The sequence below is a fragment of the Cellulosimicrobium sp. Marseille-Q4280 genome, from assembly GCF_943181405.1.
GTDB lineage: Bacteria > Actinomycetota > Actinomycetes > Actinomycetales > Cellulomonadaceae > Cellulosimicrobium.
In genome coordinates, this window is record NZ_CALPBY010000007.1 from 20,374 (window position 1) to 36,630 (window position 16,257).

General features: G+C 75.3%; 15 protein-coding genes and 1 riboswitch. Of the genes, 5 read left to right on the forward strand and 10 right to left on the reverse strand.

The genetic code is table 11. The annotated features are described in order from the left end of the window. Positions 1-31: 31 nt before the first annotated feature. From NFS20_RS17385 to NFS20_RS17395, 3 genes are all read right to left on the reverse strand, one after another. Entirely contained in the window at positions 32-766 is a 735-nt protein-coding gene (locus NFS20_RS17385; protein ID WP_251153073.1) for a hypothetical protein, read from the reverse strand. A gap of 406 nt (positions 767-1,172) precedes the next feature. Beyond that, positions 1,173-2,915 carry an ABC transporter ATP-binding protein gene (locus tag NFS20_RS17390; protein WP_251153074.1) on the reverse strand — a complete coding sequence of 581 codons (1,743 nt, stop codon included), beginning with the start codon at positions 2,913-2,915 and terminating at the stop codon, positions 1,173-1,175. Continuing rightward, on the reverse strand, positions 2,912-4,660 hold the full coding sequence (locus NFS20_RS17395; protein ID WP_353050480.1) for an ABC transporter transmembrane domain-containing protein: 1,749 nt from the start codon (positions 4,658-4,660) through the stop codon (positions 2,912-2,914). The genes NFS20_RS17390 and NFS20_RS17395 overlap by 4 nt, the downstream gene beginning before the upstream one ends. A gap of 152 nt (positions 4,661-4,812) precedes the next feature. Between NFS20_RS17395 and NFS20_RS17400 the strand changes: the two genes are divergently transcribed. Together NFS20_RS17400 and NFS20_RS17405 are read left to right on the forward strand one after the other, a co-directional pair. Beyond that, positions 4,813-5,220: a DUF3817 domain-containing protein gene (locus tag NFS20_RS17400; protein ID WP_251153075.1), complete on the forward strand. Its 408-nt coding sequence runs from the start codon at positions 4,813-4,815 to the stop codon at positions 5,218-5,220. Further along, complete coding sequence (locus NFS20_RS17405; protein WP_251153076.1) at positions 5,217-6,623, forward strand: ThiF family adenylyltransferase; 1,407 nt, start codon at positions 5,217-5,219, stop codon at positions 6,621-6,623. The genes NFS20_RS17400 and NFS20_RS17405 overlap by 4 nt, the downstream gene beginning before the upstream one ends. 73 nt (positions 6,624-6,696) lie before the next feature. Here the strand turns inward: NFS20_RS17405 and NFS20_RS17410 are convergent, their stop codons facing one another. The 3 genes from NFS20_RS17410 to thiO all read right to left on the reverse strand — a co-directional run bounded on the left by NFS20_RS17410 (position 6,697) and on the right by thiO (position 9,156). After that, the gene (locus NFS20_RS17410) at positions 6,697-7,581 is read right to left on the reverse strand and encodes a thiazole synthase (protein WP_285821148.1); all 885 of its coding nucleotides are present in this window, start codon (positions 7,579-7,581) and stop codon (positions 6,697-6,699) included. A gap of 11 nt (positions 7,582-7,592) precedes the next feature. Continuing rightward, on the reverse strand, positions 7,593-7,829 hold the full coding sequence (gene thiS, locus NFS20_RS17415) for a sulfur carrier protein ThiS (RefSeq protein WP_251153077.1): 237 nt from the start codon (positions 7,827-7,829) through the stop codon (positions 7,593-7,595). A 4-nt stretch (positions 7,830-7,833) separates the two neighbouring features. Next, the gene (gene thiO / locus NFS20_RS17420) at positions 7,834-9,156 is read right to left on the reverse strand and encodes a glycine oxidase ThiO (protein ID WP_251153078.1); all 1,323 of its coding nucleotides are present in this window, start codon (positions 9,154-9,156) and stop codon (positions 7,834-7,836) included. Continuing rightward, a riboswitch (TPP riboswitch) is annotated at positions 9,146-9,248 on the reverse strand. (Overlaps the previous gene by 11 nt.) A gap of 44 nt (positions 9,249-9,292) precedes the next feature. On the opposite strand from thiO, the gene thiE reads away from it, so the two are divergent. Then, positions 9,293-9,973, forward strand: coding sequence for a thiamine phosphate synthase (thiE, locus tag NFS20_RS17425; RefSeq protein ID WP_251153079.1), 681 nt, complete (start codon positions 9,293-9,295; stop codon positions 9,971-9,973). Between the two features lie 42 nt (positions 9,974-10,015). Further along, the gene (gene guaA / locus NFS20_RS17430; RefSeq protein WP_502800831.1) at positions 10,016-11,629 is read left to right on the forward strand and encodes a glutamine-hydrolyzing GMP synthase; all 1,614 of its coding nucleotides are present in this window, start codon (positions 10,016-10,018) and stop codon (positions 11,627-11,629) included. 25 nt (positions 11,630-11,654) lie between these two features. Here guaA and NFS20_RS17435 read toward each other — a convergent pair whose 3' ends face one another. Beyond that, positions 11,655-12,797, reverse strand: coding sequence for a glycosyltransferase family 4 protein (locus NFS20_RS17435; protein WP_251153080.1), 1,143 nt, complete (start codon positions 12,795-12,797; stop codon positions 11,655-11,657). Positions 12,798-13,000: 203 nt separating this feature from the next. Between NFS20_RS17435 and NFS20_RS22315 the strand changes: the two genes are divergently transcribed. Beyond that, the gene (locus NFS20_RS22315) at positions 13,001-13,816 is read left to right on the forward strand and encodes a superantigen-like protein SSL4 (RefSeq protein WP_353050481.1); all 816 of its coding nucleotides are present in this window, start codon (positions 13,001-13,003) and stop codon (positions 13,814-13,816) included. Positions 13,817-13,996: 180 nt separating this feature from the next. On the opposite strand, the gene NFS20_RS17445 is transcribed toward NFS20_RS22315, so the two are convergent. From NFS20_RS17445 to NFS20_RS17455, 3 genes are read right to left on the reverse strand one after another with little or no spacing between them, the layout of a single operon-like run. Beyond that, complete coding sequence (locus NFS20_RS17445) at positions 13,997-14,557, reverse strand: hypothetical protein (RefSeq protein WP_251153081.1); 561 nt, start codon at positions 14,555-14,557, stop codon at positions 13,997-13,999. Continuing rightward, complete coding sequence (locus NFS20_RS17450) at positions 14,557-15,204, reverse strand: LiaF domain-containing protein (protein ID WP_251153082.1); 648 nt, start codon at positions 15,202-15,204, stop codon at positions 14,557-14,559. Before NFS20_RS17450 ends, NFS20_RS17445 begins: the two co-directional genes overlap by 1 nt. Then, entirely contained in the window at positions 15,183-16,175 is a 993-nt protein-coding gene (locus NFS20_RS17455) for a PspC domain-containing protein (RefSeq protein ID WP_251153083.1), read from the reverse strand. The genes NFS20_RS17450 and NFS20_RS17455 overlap by 22 nt, the downstream gene beginning before the upstream one ends. Between the last annotated feature and the right edge of the window lie 82 nt (positions 16,176-16,257).

Consider the following 16,257-nt stretch of genomic DNA (forward strand, 5'->3'; position numbering starts at 1 on the left):
TCGATCTCGCGACGTCCGGGTCGATCTCGCGTCACAGACGCCGTCGCATCGCCTCTCGGACGCGTCGGACGAGCACCTCCGGGACGGCGAGATCCGCCCACACCACCCGGAGCACGACCCAGCCGGCCTCGACGAGGGCGTCGTGCCTCCGCTTCTCGCGCCACAGCCGCTCGCCGGCGTCGCCGAACTCTCCGCCGGTGTACTTCACGGCGCCGTCGAACTCGATCGCGACCTTCAGCTCCGGCCAGGCGAGGTCGAGCCAGCGGCGCCCGAGGCGGGTGTCGACCGCGAATCCTGGCGTCGGCGCCGGAAGGTCGGCTTCGTGGACGATCCAGCGGACGATCGACTCACCAGGCGACTCGGCGCGGGCGTCGGCCAGAGCGACGACCGATCGCGCGCGGCGTACGCCTCTCGCGCCGGCCGCCTCCTCGAGGATCGCCTGGATGACGCCGATGTCGGCGCCGGCCCGCAGCCCCGAGTCGGCCACCACCAGCGCCTGCGCTCCCGCGATGCTGCGCGCGCAGTCGACGACGGTGCGTTCCAGCGTCGTGACGGGCAGGCCGAGCACCTCCGTACGGTCGCGCTGAGGAAGCGTGGTCCAGTGTCGGCGCAGGCGGCGCTCGCGGACCTGTGCCCCCTTCGGGGCGCGCAGCTGTGTCACGTGCACGACGTCGGCGAGCTGCCAGGTCCAGCAACCGTGCAGCAGCGCGGCGCTGGTATGGCTGAACCAGTAGGTCGTCGTGAGTCGCTCGGCAACCGCCGCCACCTGCCGCAGCACTTGTTCGCGGCGAGATTCCGCGGGACCACGATCTGCGGCTGCGGGCAGCGGCAGGTAGACCCCGCGGCGGACGCGTTCGAGCGAACCGCTGTCCGTCCTGCGAGCGAGCTCGGCGCGTCGCTCCTCGGTGAAGCGGACGGTGAGCGGGAGGACGGGACCAGTTGCCGCGCACTCGTCACCGGGACGCCGGGCGGACGGGACACGTGGGTGGGCGGGCGTCGTCGGTGTCTCCACGGGACAGAGCCTGCTGCGTGCCCACCAGCCGGAGACACCCCCACGAAGAGATCTGTGGACGGCCAGACGCGAGATCGACCCGAGTGCTCCGAGGTCGACCCTCTGACGGTCGACTTCGGGACGCTCGGGTCGATCTCGCGAGCGGAGGGTGTCGTGAGCGCTACTCCTGCTGCCAGGAGTGCCACAGCCGGGCGTAGTCGCCCCCGGCCGCCACCAGCTCGTCGTGCGGGCCGATCTCGCTGATCCGTCCGCCGTCGACGACGGCGACGCGGTCGGCGTCGTGCGCGGTGTGCAGCCGGTGCGCGATCGCGACGACGGTCCGGCCCTCGAGCACCGCGTTGAGCGACCGCTCGAGGTGACGAGCGGCGCGCGGGTCGAGCAGCGACGTCGCCTCGTCGAGGACGAGCGTGTGCGGGTCCAGGAGCACGAGGCGCGCGAGCGCGACCTGCTGCGCCTGCGCCGGGGACAGCGCGTGCCCGCCCGAGCCGACCTCCGTGGCGAGACCGTCCGGCAGCGACTCGACCCACCCGCGGGCGTCGACCGCGTCGAGCGCGGCGACCAGCGCGTCGTCGGTCGCGTCCACGTCCGCGAGGCGAAGGTTCTCCGCGAGCGTGCCGACGAACACGTGGTGCTCCTGCGTGACGAGCGCGACGTGCCGGCGCAGGTCTTCCAGCGGGAGCTCGACGAGCGGCACGCCGCCCACGGTCACCGAGCCGCCGGTGGGCGGGTGGATGCCCGCGAGCATGCGCCCGAGCGTGGACTTGCCCGCGCCCGACGGCCCGACGACGGCGAGGCGCTCGCCGACCCGGAGGTCGAGGTCGATCCCGTGCAGCACGTCGTGGCCCTCGCGGTACGCGTACCGCACGCCCCGCCCGACCACGTGCTCGTCGGCCGGGACCGCGGTGCCGGCCTCGCGGTCCGGGGAGACGAGCCCGACGCCGATGACGCGTGCGAGCGACACCGCCGCGACCTGCAGCTCGTCGAGCCAGAACACGAGGTCGAACACCGGGCCGCCCATCTGGAACCCGAAGGCCGCGACGGTCGTCACCGTGCCGACCGTGGCATGCCCCTGCGACACGAGCCAGCCGCCCCACAGCAGCACGACGATCGGCGCGAGCGCGACCGCGGCGTCGATCGACGGGATGAGGCGCATGCGCAGACGCAGCGTGTAGTCCTCGGCGGCGAACGCCTCGCGCAGGTCGGAGTCGATGCGGCGGCGCAGCCGGCCGCCGAGGTGCAGGGCGTCGACCGTGCGCGCCCCCTCGACCGTCTCGGTGATCGTGCCGTTGAGCGTCGCGTACGCCGCCGACTCGCGCAGGTAGCCCGGGGTGGCACGGGCGAGGTACCAGCGGGTCGCGACGACGACGATCGGCACGCCGACCAGCAGGCCGAGCGCGACGAGCGGCGCGGCGAGGAAGGCCGCGACGAGGGTGAGGGTGATCGTCACGACGCACACCAGGACGCGCGGGATGCCGAACCGGATCGCGTGCTGGAGCTTGTTCACGTCGTTGGTCGTCCGCGCCACGAGGTCGCCGGTCCCCGCGCTCTCGACCGTCGAGAGCGGCAGGCGCGTGACGGTGTCCATGAACTCCTCGCGGAGGTCCGCGAAGACCTCCTCGCCGAAGATCATCGACACGCGCTGCGCGAACCGCACGACGACGGCCTGCACGAGCACTGCCGCGAGGCCGACGAGCACGAGCTGGTCGACCTGCGCGACCGTCGTGCCGGCCACGACCTCGTCGACGATCCGGCCGAGCAGGAACGGTCCGGCGAGGCCCGCGACGGCGGCGAGCGTGTGCAGCACGGCGACGCGCGTGAGGGCGCCGCGGTGCCGGCGGAACAGCGCGGCCGTGGTGCGGCGGACCTGCGCGCCGTCGGCGATCGGCAGCTTCCGGTCGCTCATCGGGCACTCCCAGCGGTCTCGTGGTCGTCGGTGCGGCTCGTCGCCAGGTCGGTCGGGCCCGGCTCGTCGTCGGTCATGCTGCGGCCCACGACGGCGCGGTACGCGGCTCCCGCCGCGTCGTGCCGGGCGAGCAGCTCGGCGTGGGTGCCCTGCGCGACGACGCGACCGGCGTCGTCGAGCAGGTGCACCGCGTCGAGGTGGTCGAGCACGAGCGGGCTCGCGGTGACCACGAGCGTGGTGCGCCCACGCCGGGCCTCGGCGACGCGCTCGGCGATCCGCGCCTCGGTGTGCGCGTCGACCGCGCTGGTCGGCTCCACGAGGACGAGGATCTCCGGTTCGGTGAGCAGCGCCCGGGCGAGCGCGACGCGCTGACGCTGCCCGCCGGACAACGACCGGCCCTTCTCCGGCAGGTCGCCGGCGAGGCCGCCGGGCACCGAGTCGAGGACGTCCTGGGCGTCGGCCGTGAGGACTGCCTGCAGCAGCACGGCCTCGACCGACCGCCCGCGCGCGTCGAGCTCCTCGCCGAGGACGCCGGAGAACAGGTGGCTCGTCGCCTCGGCGACGACGACCCGGTGCCGCAGGTGCTCGGTGTCGAGGTCGGCGAGCAGGACCCCGCCGAGGCGCACGGGCGTGGTGGCCTCGGCGTCGTCGTCGAACCGGCCGAGGCGCGTCGCGACGCGCGCCGACGTGTCCGGGTCCGCCGAGACGAGACCCACGACCCGACCCGGCTCGAGGACGAGACCGCTCGCCTCGTCGGTGAGAGGGGCGCCCGGCGCTGGCGCCGGCACCGGCGTGGCGGAGGGGCGCGTCGCCGCCTCGATGCGCAGGACGTCCTGGATCTTGCCCGCGGAGATCAGCCCGCGGATCGTCATCTGCAGCATCTGCGTGGCCATCTGCACGGGCCAGGCGAGGAAGGCCGCGTAGGAGTAGTAGGTGACGAGCTGGCCGGGCGTGATCTCGCCAGCGACCGCGGCGCGCGCTCCCAGCCACACCACCGCGACGGCGAGCAGGCCCGGCAGCAGCACCTGGAGCCCGTCGAGGAACGACTGCACCACGGCCACGCGGACGCCTTCGCGCCGCACGACCTGCGACTGCGCGGCGTAGCGCCCGGCGAAGACCTCCTCGCCGCCGATGCCGCGCAGGATGCGCAGGCCCGAGACCGTGTCGGCCCCGAGCGACGTGAGACGGCCCGTCGCCTCGCGCTGCGCGGCCTGCCGGGACTGCAACGGCTTGACCAGGAGCGCGAGGATCGCCGCGACCACGGGGATGCCGAGCGCGATGACGAGCCCGATCGTGAGGTTCTGGGACAGCAGCACGATCGTCACCGCGACGTAGGCGAGCACGCCGCCGAGGAACCGGCCCGCCATGGCGAAGATCTCGCCGGTGCGCAGGGCGTCGTTGGCGACGGCGGCGACCACCTCGCCCGTCGGGAGCTTGCGCGTGATCGCGTGGCCCGAGCGGGACGCCTTGTACCCGACGACCTGCGAGAAGGCGAAGGCGGACCGGAGCCAGTTCTCGACGTCGTACCGGTGGCTCAGCGCGCCCGCTCCCACCATGACGACCGCGACGGCGAGGAGCGCCCCGATGCCGAGGAAGAGGTCACGGCCGAACCCGCTCGTGAGGCCGTCGTCCACGACACGACCGAAGAGGAAGGGCGTGGCGGCCTGGCCGAGCATGGTGAGCGCACCGACGAGCAGCGCCATCGCGAGGATGCCGCGCTGGCGCCACGCCTGCCACGCCAGCATGCGCGCGGGCGTGGTGAGCGGAGGGTCCCGGGGTCGGGGAGGGGGAGGGGTCGCACGGTGTTCTACCCTAGGTTCGGCGTCCGACACGGAGCCACGGAATAAGCCGTCGCGCCACCACGCGGCGCGGAGCACGACGTGAGGACACTCCCGGCATGACCACCCAGGACCCCGCCACCAGCACCGCCGCGCCGAGCAGCGAGGCCGCGCGGACGGCCATCAGGAAGGCGCGCGGCGCCCTCGCGCGGTACCGGGTCCTCGCGATCGTCACCGGTGTGATGCTGCTGGTCCTGAGCGTCGAGATGCTCATGAAGTACGTCTTCGGCGTGAGCGACGACATCATGCGGTACCTCCTGTGGATCCCCTTCGCGCACGGCTGGATCTACGTCGTCTACCTCGTGACGGTCCTCGACCTGTGGACCAAGATGCGGTGGGGCTGGGGCCGCCTCGCGACGATGGTCTTCGCGGGCGTCGTCCCGGTCATGTCGTTCATCCTCGAGAAGAAGGTGCACGCGGAGGCCGAGGCGAAGCTCGCCGGCCTGGAGGAGCGGTACGCCGCGTGAGCACGTCGGCACCGCACGCGGCCCGGCCGGCCCCGCTCGTCGAGCCCGGTCGTGAGCTGACGACCGCCGAGCTCGAGCGCTACGCGCGCCACCTGTCGCTGCCGGGCGTCGGTCCCGAGGGACAGCGGCGGCTCGCCGCGGCCCGGGTCCTCGTCGTCGGGGCCGGCGGCCTCGGGAGCCCGGCCCTGCTCTACCTGGCCGCCGCGGGCGTCGGCACGATCGGGATCGTCGACGACGACGTCGTCGACACGTCCAACCTCCAGCGTCAGGTGATCCACGGCGGCCCGGACGTGGGACGCCGCAAGGTCGACTCCGCGCGCGAGACGATCGCTGACGTCAACCCGCACGTGCGCGTGGTCGAGCACACGGTGCGACTCGACGCCGGCAACGCGCTCGACGTGCTGCGCGGCTACGACGTCGTCCTCGACGGCGCCGACAACTTCCCGACGCGCTACCTCGTCTCGGACGCCGCCGAGGTGCTCGGCCTGCCCGTCGTGTGGGGCTCGATCTACCGCTTCCAGGGCCAGGTCAGCGTGTTCTGGGGTCGCCCTCGGTACGTCTCGCCCGTGCCCGACGACGGCGCCCCCACGGGGGGTCGCCTCCCCGTGGGCGCCGGCCCGGCCGGGGCGACCGGACCGGGCGACGCCGATGCCCGCGGCGCGACGTACCGCGACGTCTTCCCCGTGCCACCGCCGCCCGGCGCGGCACCCGACTGCGCGACGGGCGGGGTGCTCGGCGCGATGTGCGGCACGGTCGGCTCGGTCATGGCGACGGAGGCGATCAAGCTCGTCACCGGCGCGGGCACGACGCTGCTCGGCCGGCTCGCGGTGTACGACGCGCTCGACCTCACGTGGCGCCAGCTCACGGTGCGGCCGGACCCGACGCGCGCGCCGGTCACCGCGCTGCTCGCCGGCGACGACGCCTACGCCGCGTTCTGCGGCCTCGCCCCTGCCGTGCGAGCCGGGGGGTCGGGGGAGCACGCGGCGCCGGACCCGGCGGACGTGCCGGTCGAGGTGAGCGCGCACGAGGCGGCGACCCTCCTGGCGCCCGCGGAGGGGCGACGGCCGGCGTACCTGCTCGACGTGCGCGAGGACTGGGAGGCGCAGGTGCGCCCGGTCCCGGGCGCGCGGCTCGTCCCCAGCGGCACCTTCCTCGGCGGTCTGCCGGGGGCACCGGACGACGCCGCGCGCGCCGCTCTCGCGGAACTCCCGACGGACCGGCCCGTCGTCGTCGTGTGCGCGATGGGTGCGCGGTCTGCTCGCGTCGCCGACGTCGCGTGCGCCGTGGGCGTCGACGCGTGCTCCGTCGTCGGCGGCGTCCCGGCACTGCTCCCCGAGCTCGCGACGACACCGCCCTCCGCGACGACACCGCCCTCCGCGACGACACCGCCCCCCGCGAGGTAGAAGCCGCCGTCGCGAGATAGAGCTCCGCGTGCTCTATCTCGCGACCGCCCGTTCTATCTCGCGGGCGCAGGCGTCACAGGGCGAGGTCGAGCCGGCCCTGCGGGGACGAGCTCGCGAGCGCGCCCTCGCGGCGCGGGATGCGCCCGGCACCGGCGGCCAAGCGCCCCGACTCGACCGCGAGCCGCATCGCGTGCGCCATGCGCACGGGGTCGGCCGCGCGTGTGACCGCGGTCGCGAGCAGCACGCCGTCGCACCCGAGCTCCATCGCGAGCGCGGCGTCCGACGCCGTCCCGATCCCTGCGTCGAGGATCACCGGCACGCGCGCGGACGTCGCGATCGCCTCGATGTTGCGCGGGTTGAGGACGCCCAGCCCGGTGCCGATGGGCGCGCCGAGCGGCATGACCGCCGCGCAGCCGACGTCCTCGAGCCGCCGCGCGAGGATCGGGTCGTCGTTCGTGTACGGCAGCACGACGAACCCGTCGCGCACGAGCTGCTCCGCCGCCTCGACGAGGCCGATCGGGTCGGGCAGGAGCGTCACGTCGTCGGCGATCACCTCGAGCTTGACCCACTCGGTCCCGCACGCCTCGCGCGCGAGGTGCGCCGTGAGCACGGCCTCGCGGACCGAGAAGCAGCCCGCCGTGTTGGGCAGGGCCCTGATGCCGAGGCGGTCGAGCAGGCCCCAGATCCCGGCGTCGGTCGACCCCTCGCCGCCCGCGCGGACCGCGACGCGCCGCATCGCGACGGTCGTCAGCGCCGTGCCCGACGCGACGAGCGCGTCCTCCAGCGTGAGCAGGTTCGCCGCGCCGCCGGTGCCCATGACGAGGCGCGAGCCGATCGCCTCGCCGGCGACGACCAGGGGGTCGTCGTCCGGCGTGCGGAGCGGTGGCGTGCGGTCCGACGGCGGGGCGTCCGTCGATCGGGTCGGGGCGGCCGTGCGCGTGGTCTCGGTGGCAGGCATGCTCAGCTCCTTCAGCCGCCCTGGACGGCGGTGACGATCTCGACGCGGTCGCCAGGCGCGACCACGGTGCTGGACCACGCGCCGCGCGGCACGACGGCGTCGTTGATCGCGACGGCGACGCCCTGCGGCGACCCGTCGGTCACGTACGCCGGGACGAGTGCGGCGACGAGGTCCTCGACGCCTGTGGTCGCGTCGAGCGCGTACTGCTCGCCGTTGACGAGCGCGGTCGGTGCGGTGGTCTGGGGCACGGGGTCATCTCCGGGTCGAAGGGACGGTCATCTGCGGGTCGCGGCAGTCGGTGGTGCCGCCGGCGCCACCGACCGGGTGGTCGGTGAAGCGGTCGGGACGGGCCGCGGCGAGGGCCGTGGCGTCGTCGGCGGCGAGCGGCTCACCCGTGAGGCCCGCGACGACGGCCTCCGCCGTGAGCGGCGCGAGCAGGACGCCGTTGCGGCCGTGGCCCGCGGCGACGTGCAGCCCCGGGACGTGCGTGGCGCCGACGAGCGGCAGGTTGTCCGGCGTGGCGGGTCGTGCGCGGGGCGTGACGTCGACGAGCGCCGCCTCGTCGATCCCCGGCAGCAGCGCGCGGGCGTCCCGCAGCAGGGCGAAGACACCGCCCGCGGTCGCGCGACGGTCGTCCGGGTTCTCCTCGGTCGTCGCTCCGACCACGACCTCGCGGTGCCCGGCGCACGGGCCGTCGCGGACCGGGTCCCGCGGGACGACGTACACCGGGCGTCCCTGCACGACGCCGCGCACGACGTGCTCGAGCGCGAGCTCCGGCCCTGCGTCGAGCCGCAGCGTCTGGCCCTTCACGGGGCGTGTCGGCACGCGGACCTCGGGGACGTCGGCGAGCAGCGCGCCGGTCTGCCAGCCCGCCGCGAGCACCACGGCACCGGCGCGGTGGAGGTGCCCCGCGTCGTCGTGCACGCCGACCGCGCGACCGGACGCGTCCCGCGCGACTCTCGTCGCGGACCGCGGCACGACGACGGCGCCCGCCCCGGTCCGCGACGCCGTCAGGAGCGCCGCGTGCGTCGCGCGCGGGTCGACGGCGTTGTCGTGCGGTGCCCACGCGGCGCCAGCCACGCGCGGCCCGAGGTGCGGCTCGCGACGTCGCGCGTCGGCGAGCGTGAGCGCGTGCGAGTCGAGGCCGTGCGCGGCGTGCAGGGCGAGCACGCGGCGAACGAGGGCGAGGTCGTCGGAGTCGTACGCGACGGTGAGCGTCCCGGCCGTGCGCAGCCCGACGTCCGCGCCGGTCGCGTGCTCGAGGTCGGCGGCGAACCCGGGCCAGGCGCGCGCTGCCGCCAGGTGGAGCGCGAGGGCCTCGTCCTCGCCGAAGTCGGCCTCCGTGACGGGCGCGAGCATCCCCGCCGCGGCGTGCGTCGCGCCGTCGCCGGGCGAGGGGTCGAGCACCGTGACGGTCAGACCGGCGCGCGCCGCGCGCCACGCCACGGCGAGCCCCACGATCCCGCCGCCCACCACGACGACGTCGCGCGCGCCGTCGGGCACGTCGGCGTCCGCGGGCAGGACCGCTGACAGGCCGGTGGACTGGACCGCGTTCGGGACGGCAGGGGGGTGCATGTGCGCTCCCTTCGCTGGCATGACCCAGATCAGGTTCGACGGTCGGCTCCTACGCCCTCTCAGCCCCGTGCGGGGCTCCCGTGCTCTCGGCCACAGTACCGGCCGCGGCGACGCACCCGCCCCTACACTCCGACGGATGAGCACCGAGACCTCCGTCACGTGGGGCACCGCGGCGCGCGACCGCCTCGCCGCCGCCCGGCTGTACCTGTGCACCGACGCCCGCGAGGAGCGCGGCGACCTCGAGGACCTCCTGCACGCGGCGCTCGCGGGCGGGGTCGACGTCGTCCAGCTCCGCGACAAGACGCTCGACGTCGCGCGCGAGCTCGAGCTCCAGGAGCTCGTGGCGCGGGTGGCGGGGGAGCACGGCGCGCTGTGGGCGGTCAACGACCGGGCCGACGTCGCCGGGCTGACGGGCGCGCCCGTCGTGCACATGGGCCAGCGCGACCTGCCGGTCGGGGCGGTCCGTTCCCTGCTCGGCCCCGCCCCGGTGATCGGCCGCTCGACCCACTCGACCGAGCAGGCCGCCGCCGCGGAGGCCGACCCCGACGTCGACTACTTCTGCGTCGGCCCGCTGTGGGCGACGCCGACGAAGCCCGGGCGGGCCGCCGTCGGGCTGGACCTGCTGCGCGACGTCGCCGCGTCCGCACCGACGACGCCGTGGTTCGCGATCGGCGGGATCGACGCCGGGCGTCTCGACGCGGTGCTCGACGCCGGTGCGACGCGGATCGTGGTCGTCCGGGCGATCACGGAGGCCGCGGACCCCGAGACCGCGGCGCGGGCGCTGCGCGATCGTCTCGAGGAGCGCGCGGGCGTCTGACGCGGTGCCGGACGGGCGCCGCGCGGCGACTATCCTGGACCGGTGACGTCTCCCGCCACCACCCCTGACACCCCCACCACGGCGCAGGTCGCCTCGACCCCGCGCCCCGTGCTCGTCGTCGACTTCGGCGCCCAGTACGCGCAGCTCATCGCGCGCCGCGTGCGCGAGGCCAAGGTGTACTCCGAGATCGTGCCGCACACCTTCACGGTCGAGCAGATGCTCGCGAAGGACCCGGCCGCGATCATCCTGTCCGGGGGGCCGTCGTCGGTCTACGCGGCAGGCGCGCCGTTCGTCGACCCGGCGCTGTTCGAGGCCGGCGTCCCGGTCATGGGCATCTGCTACGGCTTCCAGGCGATGGCCGCGGCGCTCGGCGGCGACGTCGCGCAGACCGGGCAGCGCGAGTACGGCGGCACCGAGGTCGAGGTCTGCTCGGCCGGTGTGCTGCTCGCCGAGACGCCCGAGAACCAGACCACGTGGATGAGCCACGGTGACGCCGTGCACCGCGCGCCCGAGGGCTTCGAGGTCCTCGCGACGTCGTCGGGCTCGCCCGTCGCCGCGTTCGAGGACCGCGAGCGGCGCCTGTTCGGCGTCCAGTGGCACCCCGAGGTCAAGCACTCCGCGCACGGCCAGACCGTGCTCGAGCACTTCCTGTACGACGGCGCGGGCCTCGCCCCCGACTGGACGCCCGGCAACGTCATCGCGGACCAGGTGGCGGCGATCCGCGCGCAGGTCGGCGACGCGCGCGTGATCTGCGGCCTGTCCGGCGGCGTCGACTCGTCCGTCGCGGCGGCGCTCGTGCAGAGGGCCGTCGGCGACCAGCTCACGTGCGTGTTCGTCGACCACGGCCTGCTCCGGGCGGGCGAGGCCGAGCAGGTCGAGCGCGACTTCGTCGCGTCGACGGGCGTCAACCTCGTCGTCGTCGACGCGAAGCAGCGCTTCCTCACCGCGCTCGCGGGCCACAGCGACCCCGAGACCAAGCGCAAGATCATCGGCCGCGAGTTCATCCGGGTGTTCGAGGACGCCGCGCGCGACATCGTCGCCGACGCCGGCGCGCACGGCGAAGAGGTCAAGTTCCTCGTCCAGGGCACGCTCTACCCCGACGTCGTCGAGTCCGGCGGCGGCGAGGGCGCGGCGAACATCAAGAGCCACCACAACGTCGGCGGCCTGCCCGACGACCTGCAGTTCTCGCTCGTCGAGCCGCTGCGCACGCTGTTCAAGGACGAGGTCCGCGCCGTGGGGCTCGAGCTCGGCGTGCCCGAGGAGATCGTCTGGCGCCAGCCGTTCCCCGGTCCCGGGCTCGGCATCCGCATCGTCGGCGAGGTCACGGCCGAGCGTCTCGAGACCCTGCGCGCCGCCGACAAGATCGCGCGCGAGGAGCTCACGAGGGCCGGCCTCGACCGCGAGATCTGGCAGTGCCCCGTCGTGCTGCTCGCGGACGTGCGGTCGGTCGGCGTCCAGGGCGACGGCCGCACCTACGGCCACCCGATCGTCCTGCGCCCCGTGTCGTCGGAGGACGCCATGACGGCGGACTGGACGCGCCTGCCCTACGACGTGCTGTCGGTGATCTCCACGCGCATCACGAACGAGGTGAACGAGGTCAACCGGGTCGTGCTCGACGTCACGAGCAAGCCGCCGGGCACCATCGAGTGGGAGTGATCCCGGCGGCGTCCAGCCGTTCGGCCTACGCCCGTGCCGCGATCCTCGCGGCGCGGGCGTAGGCGTTCTCCACGTCGGCGAGGACGCGAGGCCAGCCCGCTGACGACGGCACGTCGCGGTTGTGGGCGACGACCCGGTCGAGCAGGCCGTCCTCGGTGACGAGGCGGACGAGCGCGTCGGCGAGGCCCGCGTCGTCGCGGGCGAGGAGGGCGTCCACGCCGTCGGTGAGACGCTCGGCCACGCCCGACTGCGAGCGCGTCACGACGACGAGCCCCGCCGCCTGACCCTCGAGGGCCGCGATGCCGAACGCCTCCTCGACCGCGGGGGCGGCGAACACGTCGGCGCGCGCGTAGAGCCGCTTGAGCTCGGTCGCGGTGAGCCGGCCCGGGAGCGAGACGATGTCGTGCAGGTCGTGCTGCGCGACGAACCGCCGGGCGGCGTCCAGCTCCGGGCCGTCGCCCGCGACCGTGGCGTGGAGTGCGCCGTCGGGAACCCGGGACGCGGCGTCGCGCACGACCTGGAGCAGCGGGAGGACGCGCTTGCGCGGCGCGAAGCGTGTCGCCGCGACGACGTGGACGGCGGCCCCTTCCATGCGCTCGCCCCGCTCGGTGCGGGGGACGCGCCACGCGTCGAGGTCGAGACCGTTGTGCAGGACGGCGACCTCGCCGTGGTCGCCGACGATGCGGCGCAGCGGCGCCGCCGTCAGCTCGCTCACGGCGGACCACAGGACGGGCCAGCGCGACCACCGCACGACGCGGTCGAGCGCGGCGAACGCTCGCTCGGCGCCGCCCCAGACCGAGTGGACGGTCAGCACGGCGGGCAGCCCCGCCCGGACGACCGCGCGCAGCGACGCCTGGGTGGATGGGGTCAGCACGCCCATGTGGAGATGCACGACGTCGGGTCGGGCCTCGCGCAGCAGGCGCGCCACGTGGTGGGGGGCCCGGGGATGGACCGGGTAGCCACCCGGGACCCGCGCCGCGAGTCGGTGCACCGTGACGCCCTCGTCGACCTCGGTGGTGATCCCGTGCGAGCCCGGCCGCTCGGGCGTCGTGCAGACCACCGCGACGTCGTGCCCCGCCGCGGCCTGCTGCTGCGCGAGCCGCGCCACCTGGGTCTCGATGCCGCCGAGGAGCGGCAGGTAGCAGTCGGTGACGTGGGTGATGCGCACCCGGGAATCCTCCCACCCGGCGCGCCGCGCCCACGACACGCGGACCGACCTGCGGCGACACACGCCGCCTGCGCGAGCGCCACGCCCTTCCGGTCGCTACGGTGGTCTCGAATGGGTGGTTCGACCGTCCCGCGGCGGCCACGCCTCGCGGGCGGGGGCGCGCCGGACGGGCCAGGTGGGTCCTGACGAAGGAGAAGCGCCACATGTCCAGCACGGTCACCGTCACACCGGCACGAGGGGTCCGGGGCATCGGGCTCGTCTCGATCATCGCCGGCATCGTCCTCATCCTTGCGGGTATCGGCACCTGGATCGTCGTGTCGAACCAGCTGTCGGCCGAGGAGATCACCGTCTCCGACGACGCGTCGTTCATGGCGGGGCGGCACGTGAACGGACCGCTCACCGCGTACGCGCAGGCCGAGGTCATCAACAAGCACGCCCTGGAGGCGAGCGGCGGGCAGACGTACGCCGAGCTCGACCAGGACGACCCGACGCGCCAGACGGTCATGACGGCGTCGTTCCTCAGGGCCTCGCTCTTCACGTCCGTCGTCGCGTTCGGCGTCGCCGCTCTCGTCGTCGGCCTCGGCATCCTGTTCCTGCTGCTGGGCCTCGCCCTGCGCAAGCTCGCCGGCGGCCCGAGCGTCGCCGTCGAGACCCCGGCGGCGTACACCTCGGGAGGCGACCTGTCCGGCGTCGGGCGGCACGTCGACCCGGCGTCCACCCCTGCGGCTCCCGTCGCGCCGACCGCACCGCCGGTCACGCCGACGACGCCCGTGGCTCCTGGCCGCACCTCGGCCCTCTCGACACCCGCCGCCGAGGCACGGGCGGCAGCGGCGAGCACCGCCGAGCCGACCGGCGCACCCGGGACAGGCACGCCGTCGGCCCCGGGGGCGAGCCCGAAGGCGGCGCCCCAGGACCCCACACCGCCGTCGGCCACGCACCCGACGACCACGGACCCGGCGCAGCCCCGGCCCCGGTCCCAGACCCCGCCGGACGAGCGCCCGGGGACGCCCACGAGCTGACCCGGCGCGCCGGGTGCGCGCGGACCCGCCGCGCGCCCGGTCGAGACGTCCGTCCGGACGCCGGAGACCCGCTCCCGCTGAGTCGCGCCGGGGGGAGCATGCGGACCGGTCGTCGCTCGGACGAGCCGAGGGGTCGTGACGATGGTCGTCACGACCCCTCGGCCTTCGAGCACCCGGGTGTCAGCTCTGCCCGCGCCGCCGGACGCTCGTCACGACGGACCCGACCACGAGGGTCACGCCCGCGACCACGAGCACCACGATCGCCGCGAGGCCCAGGTCGACGTCGGCGCCCAGCGCGGCGGCGAGGACCGCTGCGCCGAGGGCGAAGAGCACGAAGCCCCAGACGATCGTCGCGACACGTGGGCCACGCGAGGGCTCGCGGCCTGCGGCCGTGCCCGGTTCCACGGCCGGCGGGGCAGTGCTCCCGGGCACGGGCGTCTCGTTCCCGGCCCGCGCCGTGGTCGTCCACGGCTCGTCGGCGGGCGATGTCCCGGCCGCCGCTCCCGCACCTACCGCTGAGGTCGCCGCCGTGGACGTCGCCGCCGTGGACGTCGCCGCCGTGGACGTCGCCTCCGTGGACGTCGCCGCCGTGGGCGGCAGCGCCAGGGTGTCGTCCGCGAGCGCGGGGGGCAGCACCTGCGTGTCGTCCGTCGACGTGGGGAGCGGCGCCGTCGCGTCGCCGTCGAACAGCTCGTCGTGGAGCGGGCGCGTCCCGCCCGATACGTCCTTCTCGTCGCTCATCAGTTCTCCTCGATCGTGACCTGGCCGGCGCCGACGACGACGTCGAGGACCAGCAGCGGGTCCTCGCCTGCCTCGACCTCGGCGTTCTCGAACGTGACCGGTCGTGTGCTCACGCCGCCGATCTCGCGGTCCTCGCCGTCGACACGCCACCGCGCGCTGCCCGCGAGGACCTGGACGTCCGCGCGGACGGGGACGTCGTCCGGCACGATCACCGTCACGTCGCCGGCGCCCAGCTCGACCGGCACCTCGACCGGTGACGTGCCCGACGCGTCGGACAGGTCGAGCTGGGACAGGTCGATCGTCGGGTCGCCCCACCGCACGGCGAAGCCCGCCTCGGCGACGTCCTGCTGCGTCACGGTGTAGGTCCCGTCGGACACGGTCCGCGCGTCGCCGTCGCCGAGGACCAGCCGGGTCGAGTCGTCCTGCCAGACCGCCGTCGGCACGCCGACGACGAGACCGAGCACGGCCAGCCAACCGAGTGCGCCGCTGGTGCGACCCCGCAGACCGCTCACGACGATCGCGAGACCTGCGAGCACGACCGATCCGCCGATCCACGTGAGGAACACGGGCCACGCCAGGTCACCCTGGCGCTCGACCACGAGCAGGAGCGCGCCGAGCAGGAGGCTCAGGCCGACGACGATCCCCACCGCCGCGGAGCCGGGACCTCGCGGTCGGCGCGGCTTCGGAGGGCGGGGCGTCGGCGGCACGGGCGGGACAGGGGGCGGGCGGACGTGCCCGCGGCCCAGGCCGGCGCCGCCGAGGTGCTCGCTGCGGGGGCAGCGGCGTACGGGCTCGCGTGCGCCGTCCAGGTGGCGTCGGAGGCCGCGTCCGCCGTCCGTACGTCCCCACCGGAGGTCGCCAGGTGGGGAGGCACCGGGGCCGGGGAGCCCCAGGGGGCGTCGGCCGGGCCGCGCCCGGGAGCGGCGGCACCGGGGACGGGTCCCGGCGTCGTCGGACCCTCGGGGCCGTTCCCGCCGGACCAGCCGGGACCGCCCTGCGGTCCGGACCAGCCGTTGCCGCCTCGCGTGCCGTCACGCCGCAGGACGGAGACCGCCACCACCGCCACCACGACGATCGCCGCGACCCAGAACAGGCCCGTGAGCCAGCCGAGGTGCAGGTAGTCCCACCAGGACCACCAGCCGCCGCCCCACGAGAGGCCGACGACGACCGACGCGATCGCACCGAGCATCGCGACGTCGAAGTTCCCGCGGACGGCCTCCTGCAGGTGGATCCGCCCGTCCCGTCGCTCGGGCAGGAGCGCCCACGCCGCGCCGTACAGGACGAGGCCGGCGCCGGAGAGGAAGAACGTGACGAAGAGGATGCCGCGCACCAGCAGCGGGTCGATGCCGAAGCGCTCCGCGACGCCTGCCGCCACGCCGCCGACCCAGCGGTCGTCCGACCGGGCGATGCCGATGCGGCGCACGCCGTCGAAGAACCCGTCGGCGCCCGTGCCGGGCGCTCTGCTCGGCGCAGGGGGCGCTGTCGGCGGCACCTCGGTGCCGGGTCCGGCCGTCGGTGCCGGTCCACCGGTCGTCGCCGGGCCGCCGTCGGGACCGGGCCCGGCCGACGGGCGGGAGCTGCCGCCGGGCGGCTCAGGAGGGAGGGGCGTTGTGCTCATGCCTCCATGCTGGCCGCCCGGGGCGTACCGGGGTATCGGGAGGCACCCTGAGCCGACCCTGAAACAGCGCCCGTCCGCACCC

What these genes read in the sequence shown, in the direction of transcription:
- NFS20_RS17390 (WP_251153074.1), bottom strand. Translation starts at nt 2,915, where the DNA reads ATGAGCGACCGGAAGCTGCCGATCGCCGACGGCGCGCAGGTCCGCCGC.
- NFS20_RS17395 (WP_353050480.1), bottom strand. Translation starts at nt 4,660, where the DNA reads ATGCTGGCGTGGCAGGCGTGGCGCCAGCGCGGCATCCTCGCGATGGCG.
- NFS20_RS17400 (WP_251153075.1), top strand. Translation starts at nt 4,813, where the DNA reads ATGACCACCCAGGACCCCGCCACCAGCACCGCCGCGCCGAGCAGCGAG.
- NFS20_RS17410 (WP_285821148.1), bottom strand. Translation starts at nt 7,581, where the DNA reads ATGCCTGCCACCGAGACCACGCGCACGGCCGCCCCGACCCGATCGACG.
- thiO (WP_251153078.1), bottom strand. Translation starts at nt 9,156, where the DNA reads ATGCACCCCCCTGCCGTCCCGAACGCGGTCCAGTCCACCGGCCTGTCA.
- thiE (WP_251153079.1), top strand. Translation starts at nt 9,293, where the DNA reads ATGAGCACCGAGACCTCCGTCACGTGGGGCACCGCGGCGCGCGACCGC.
- NFS20_RS22315 (WP_353050481.1), top strand. Translation starts at nt 13,001, where the DNA reads ATGTCCAGCACGGTCACCGTCACACCGGCACGAGGGGTCCGGGGCATC.
- NFS20_RS17445 (WP_251153081.1), bottom strand. Translation starts at nt 14,557, where the DNA reads ATGAGCGACGAGAAGGACGTATCGGGCGGGACGCGCCCGCTCCACGAC.
- NFS20_RS17455 (WP_251153083.1), bottom strand. Translation starts at nt 16,175, where the DNA reads ATGAGCACAACGCCCCTCCCTCCTGAGCCGCCCGGCGGCAGCTCCCGC.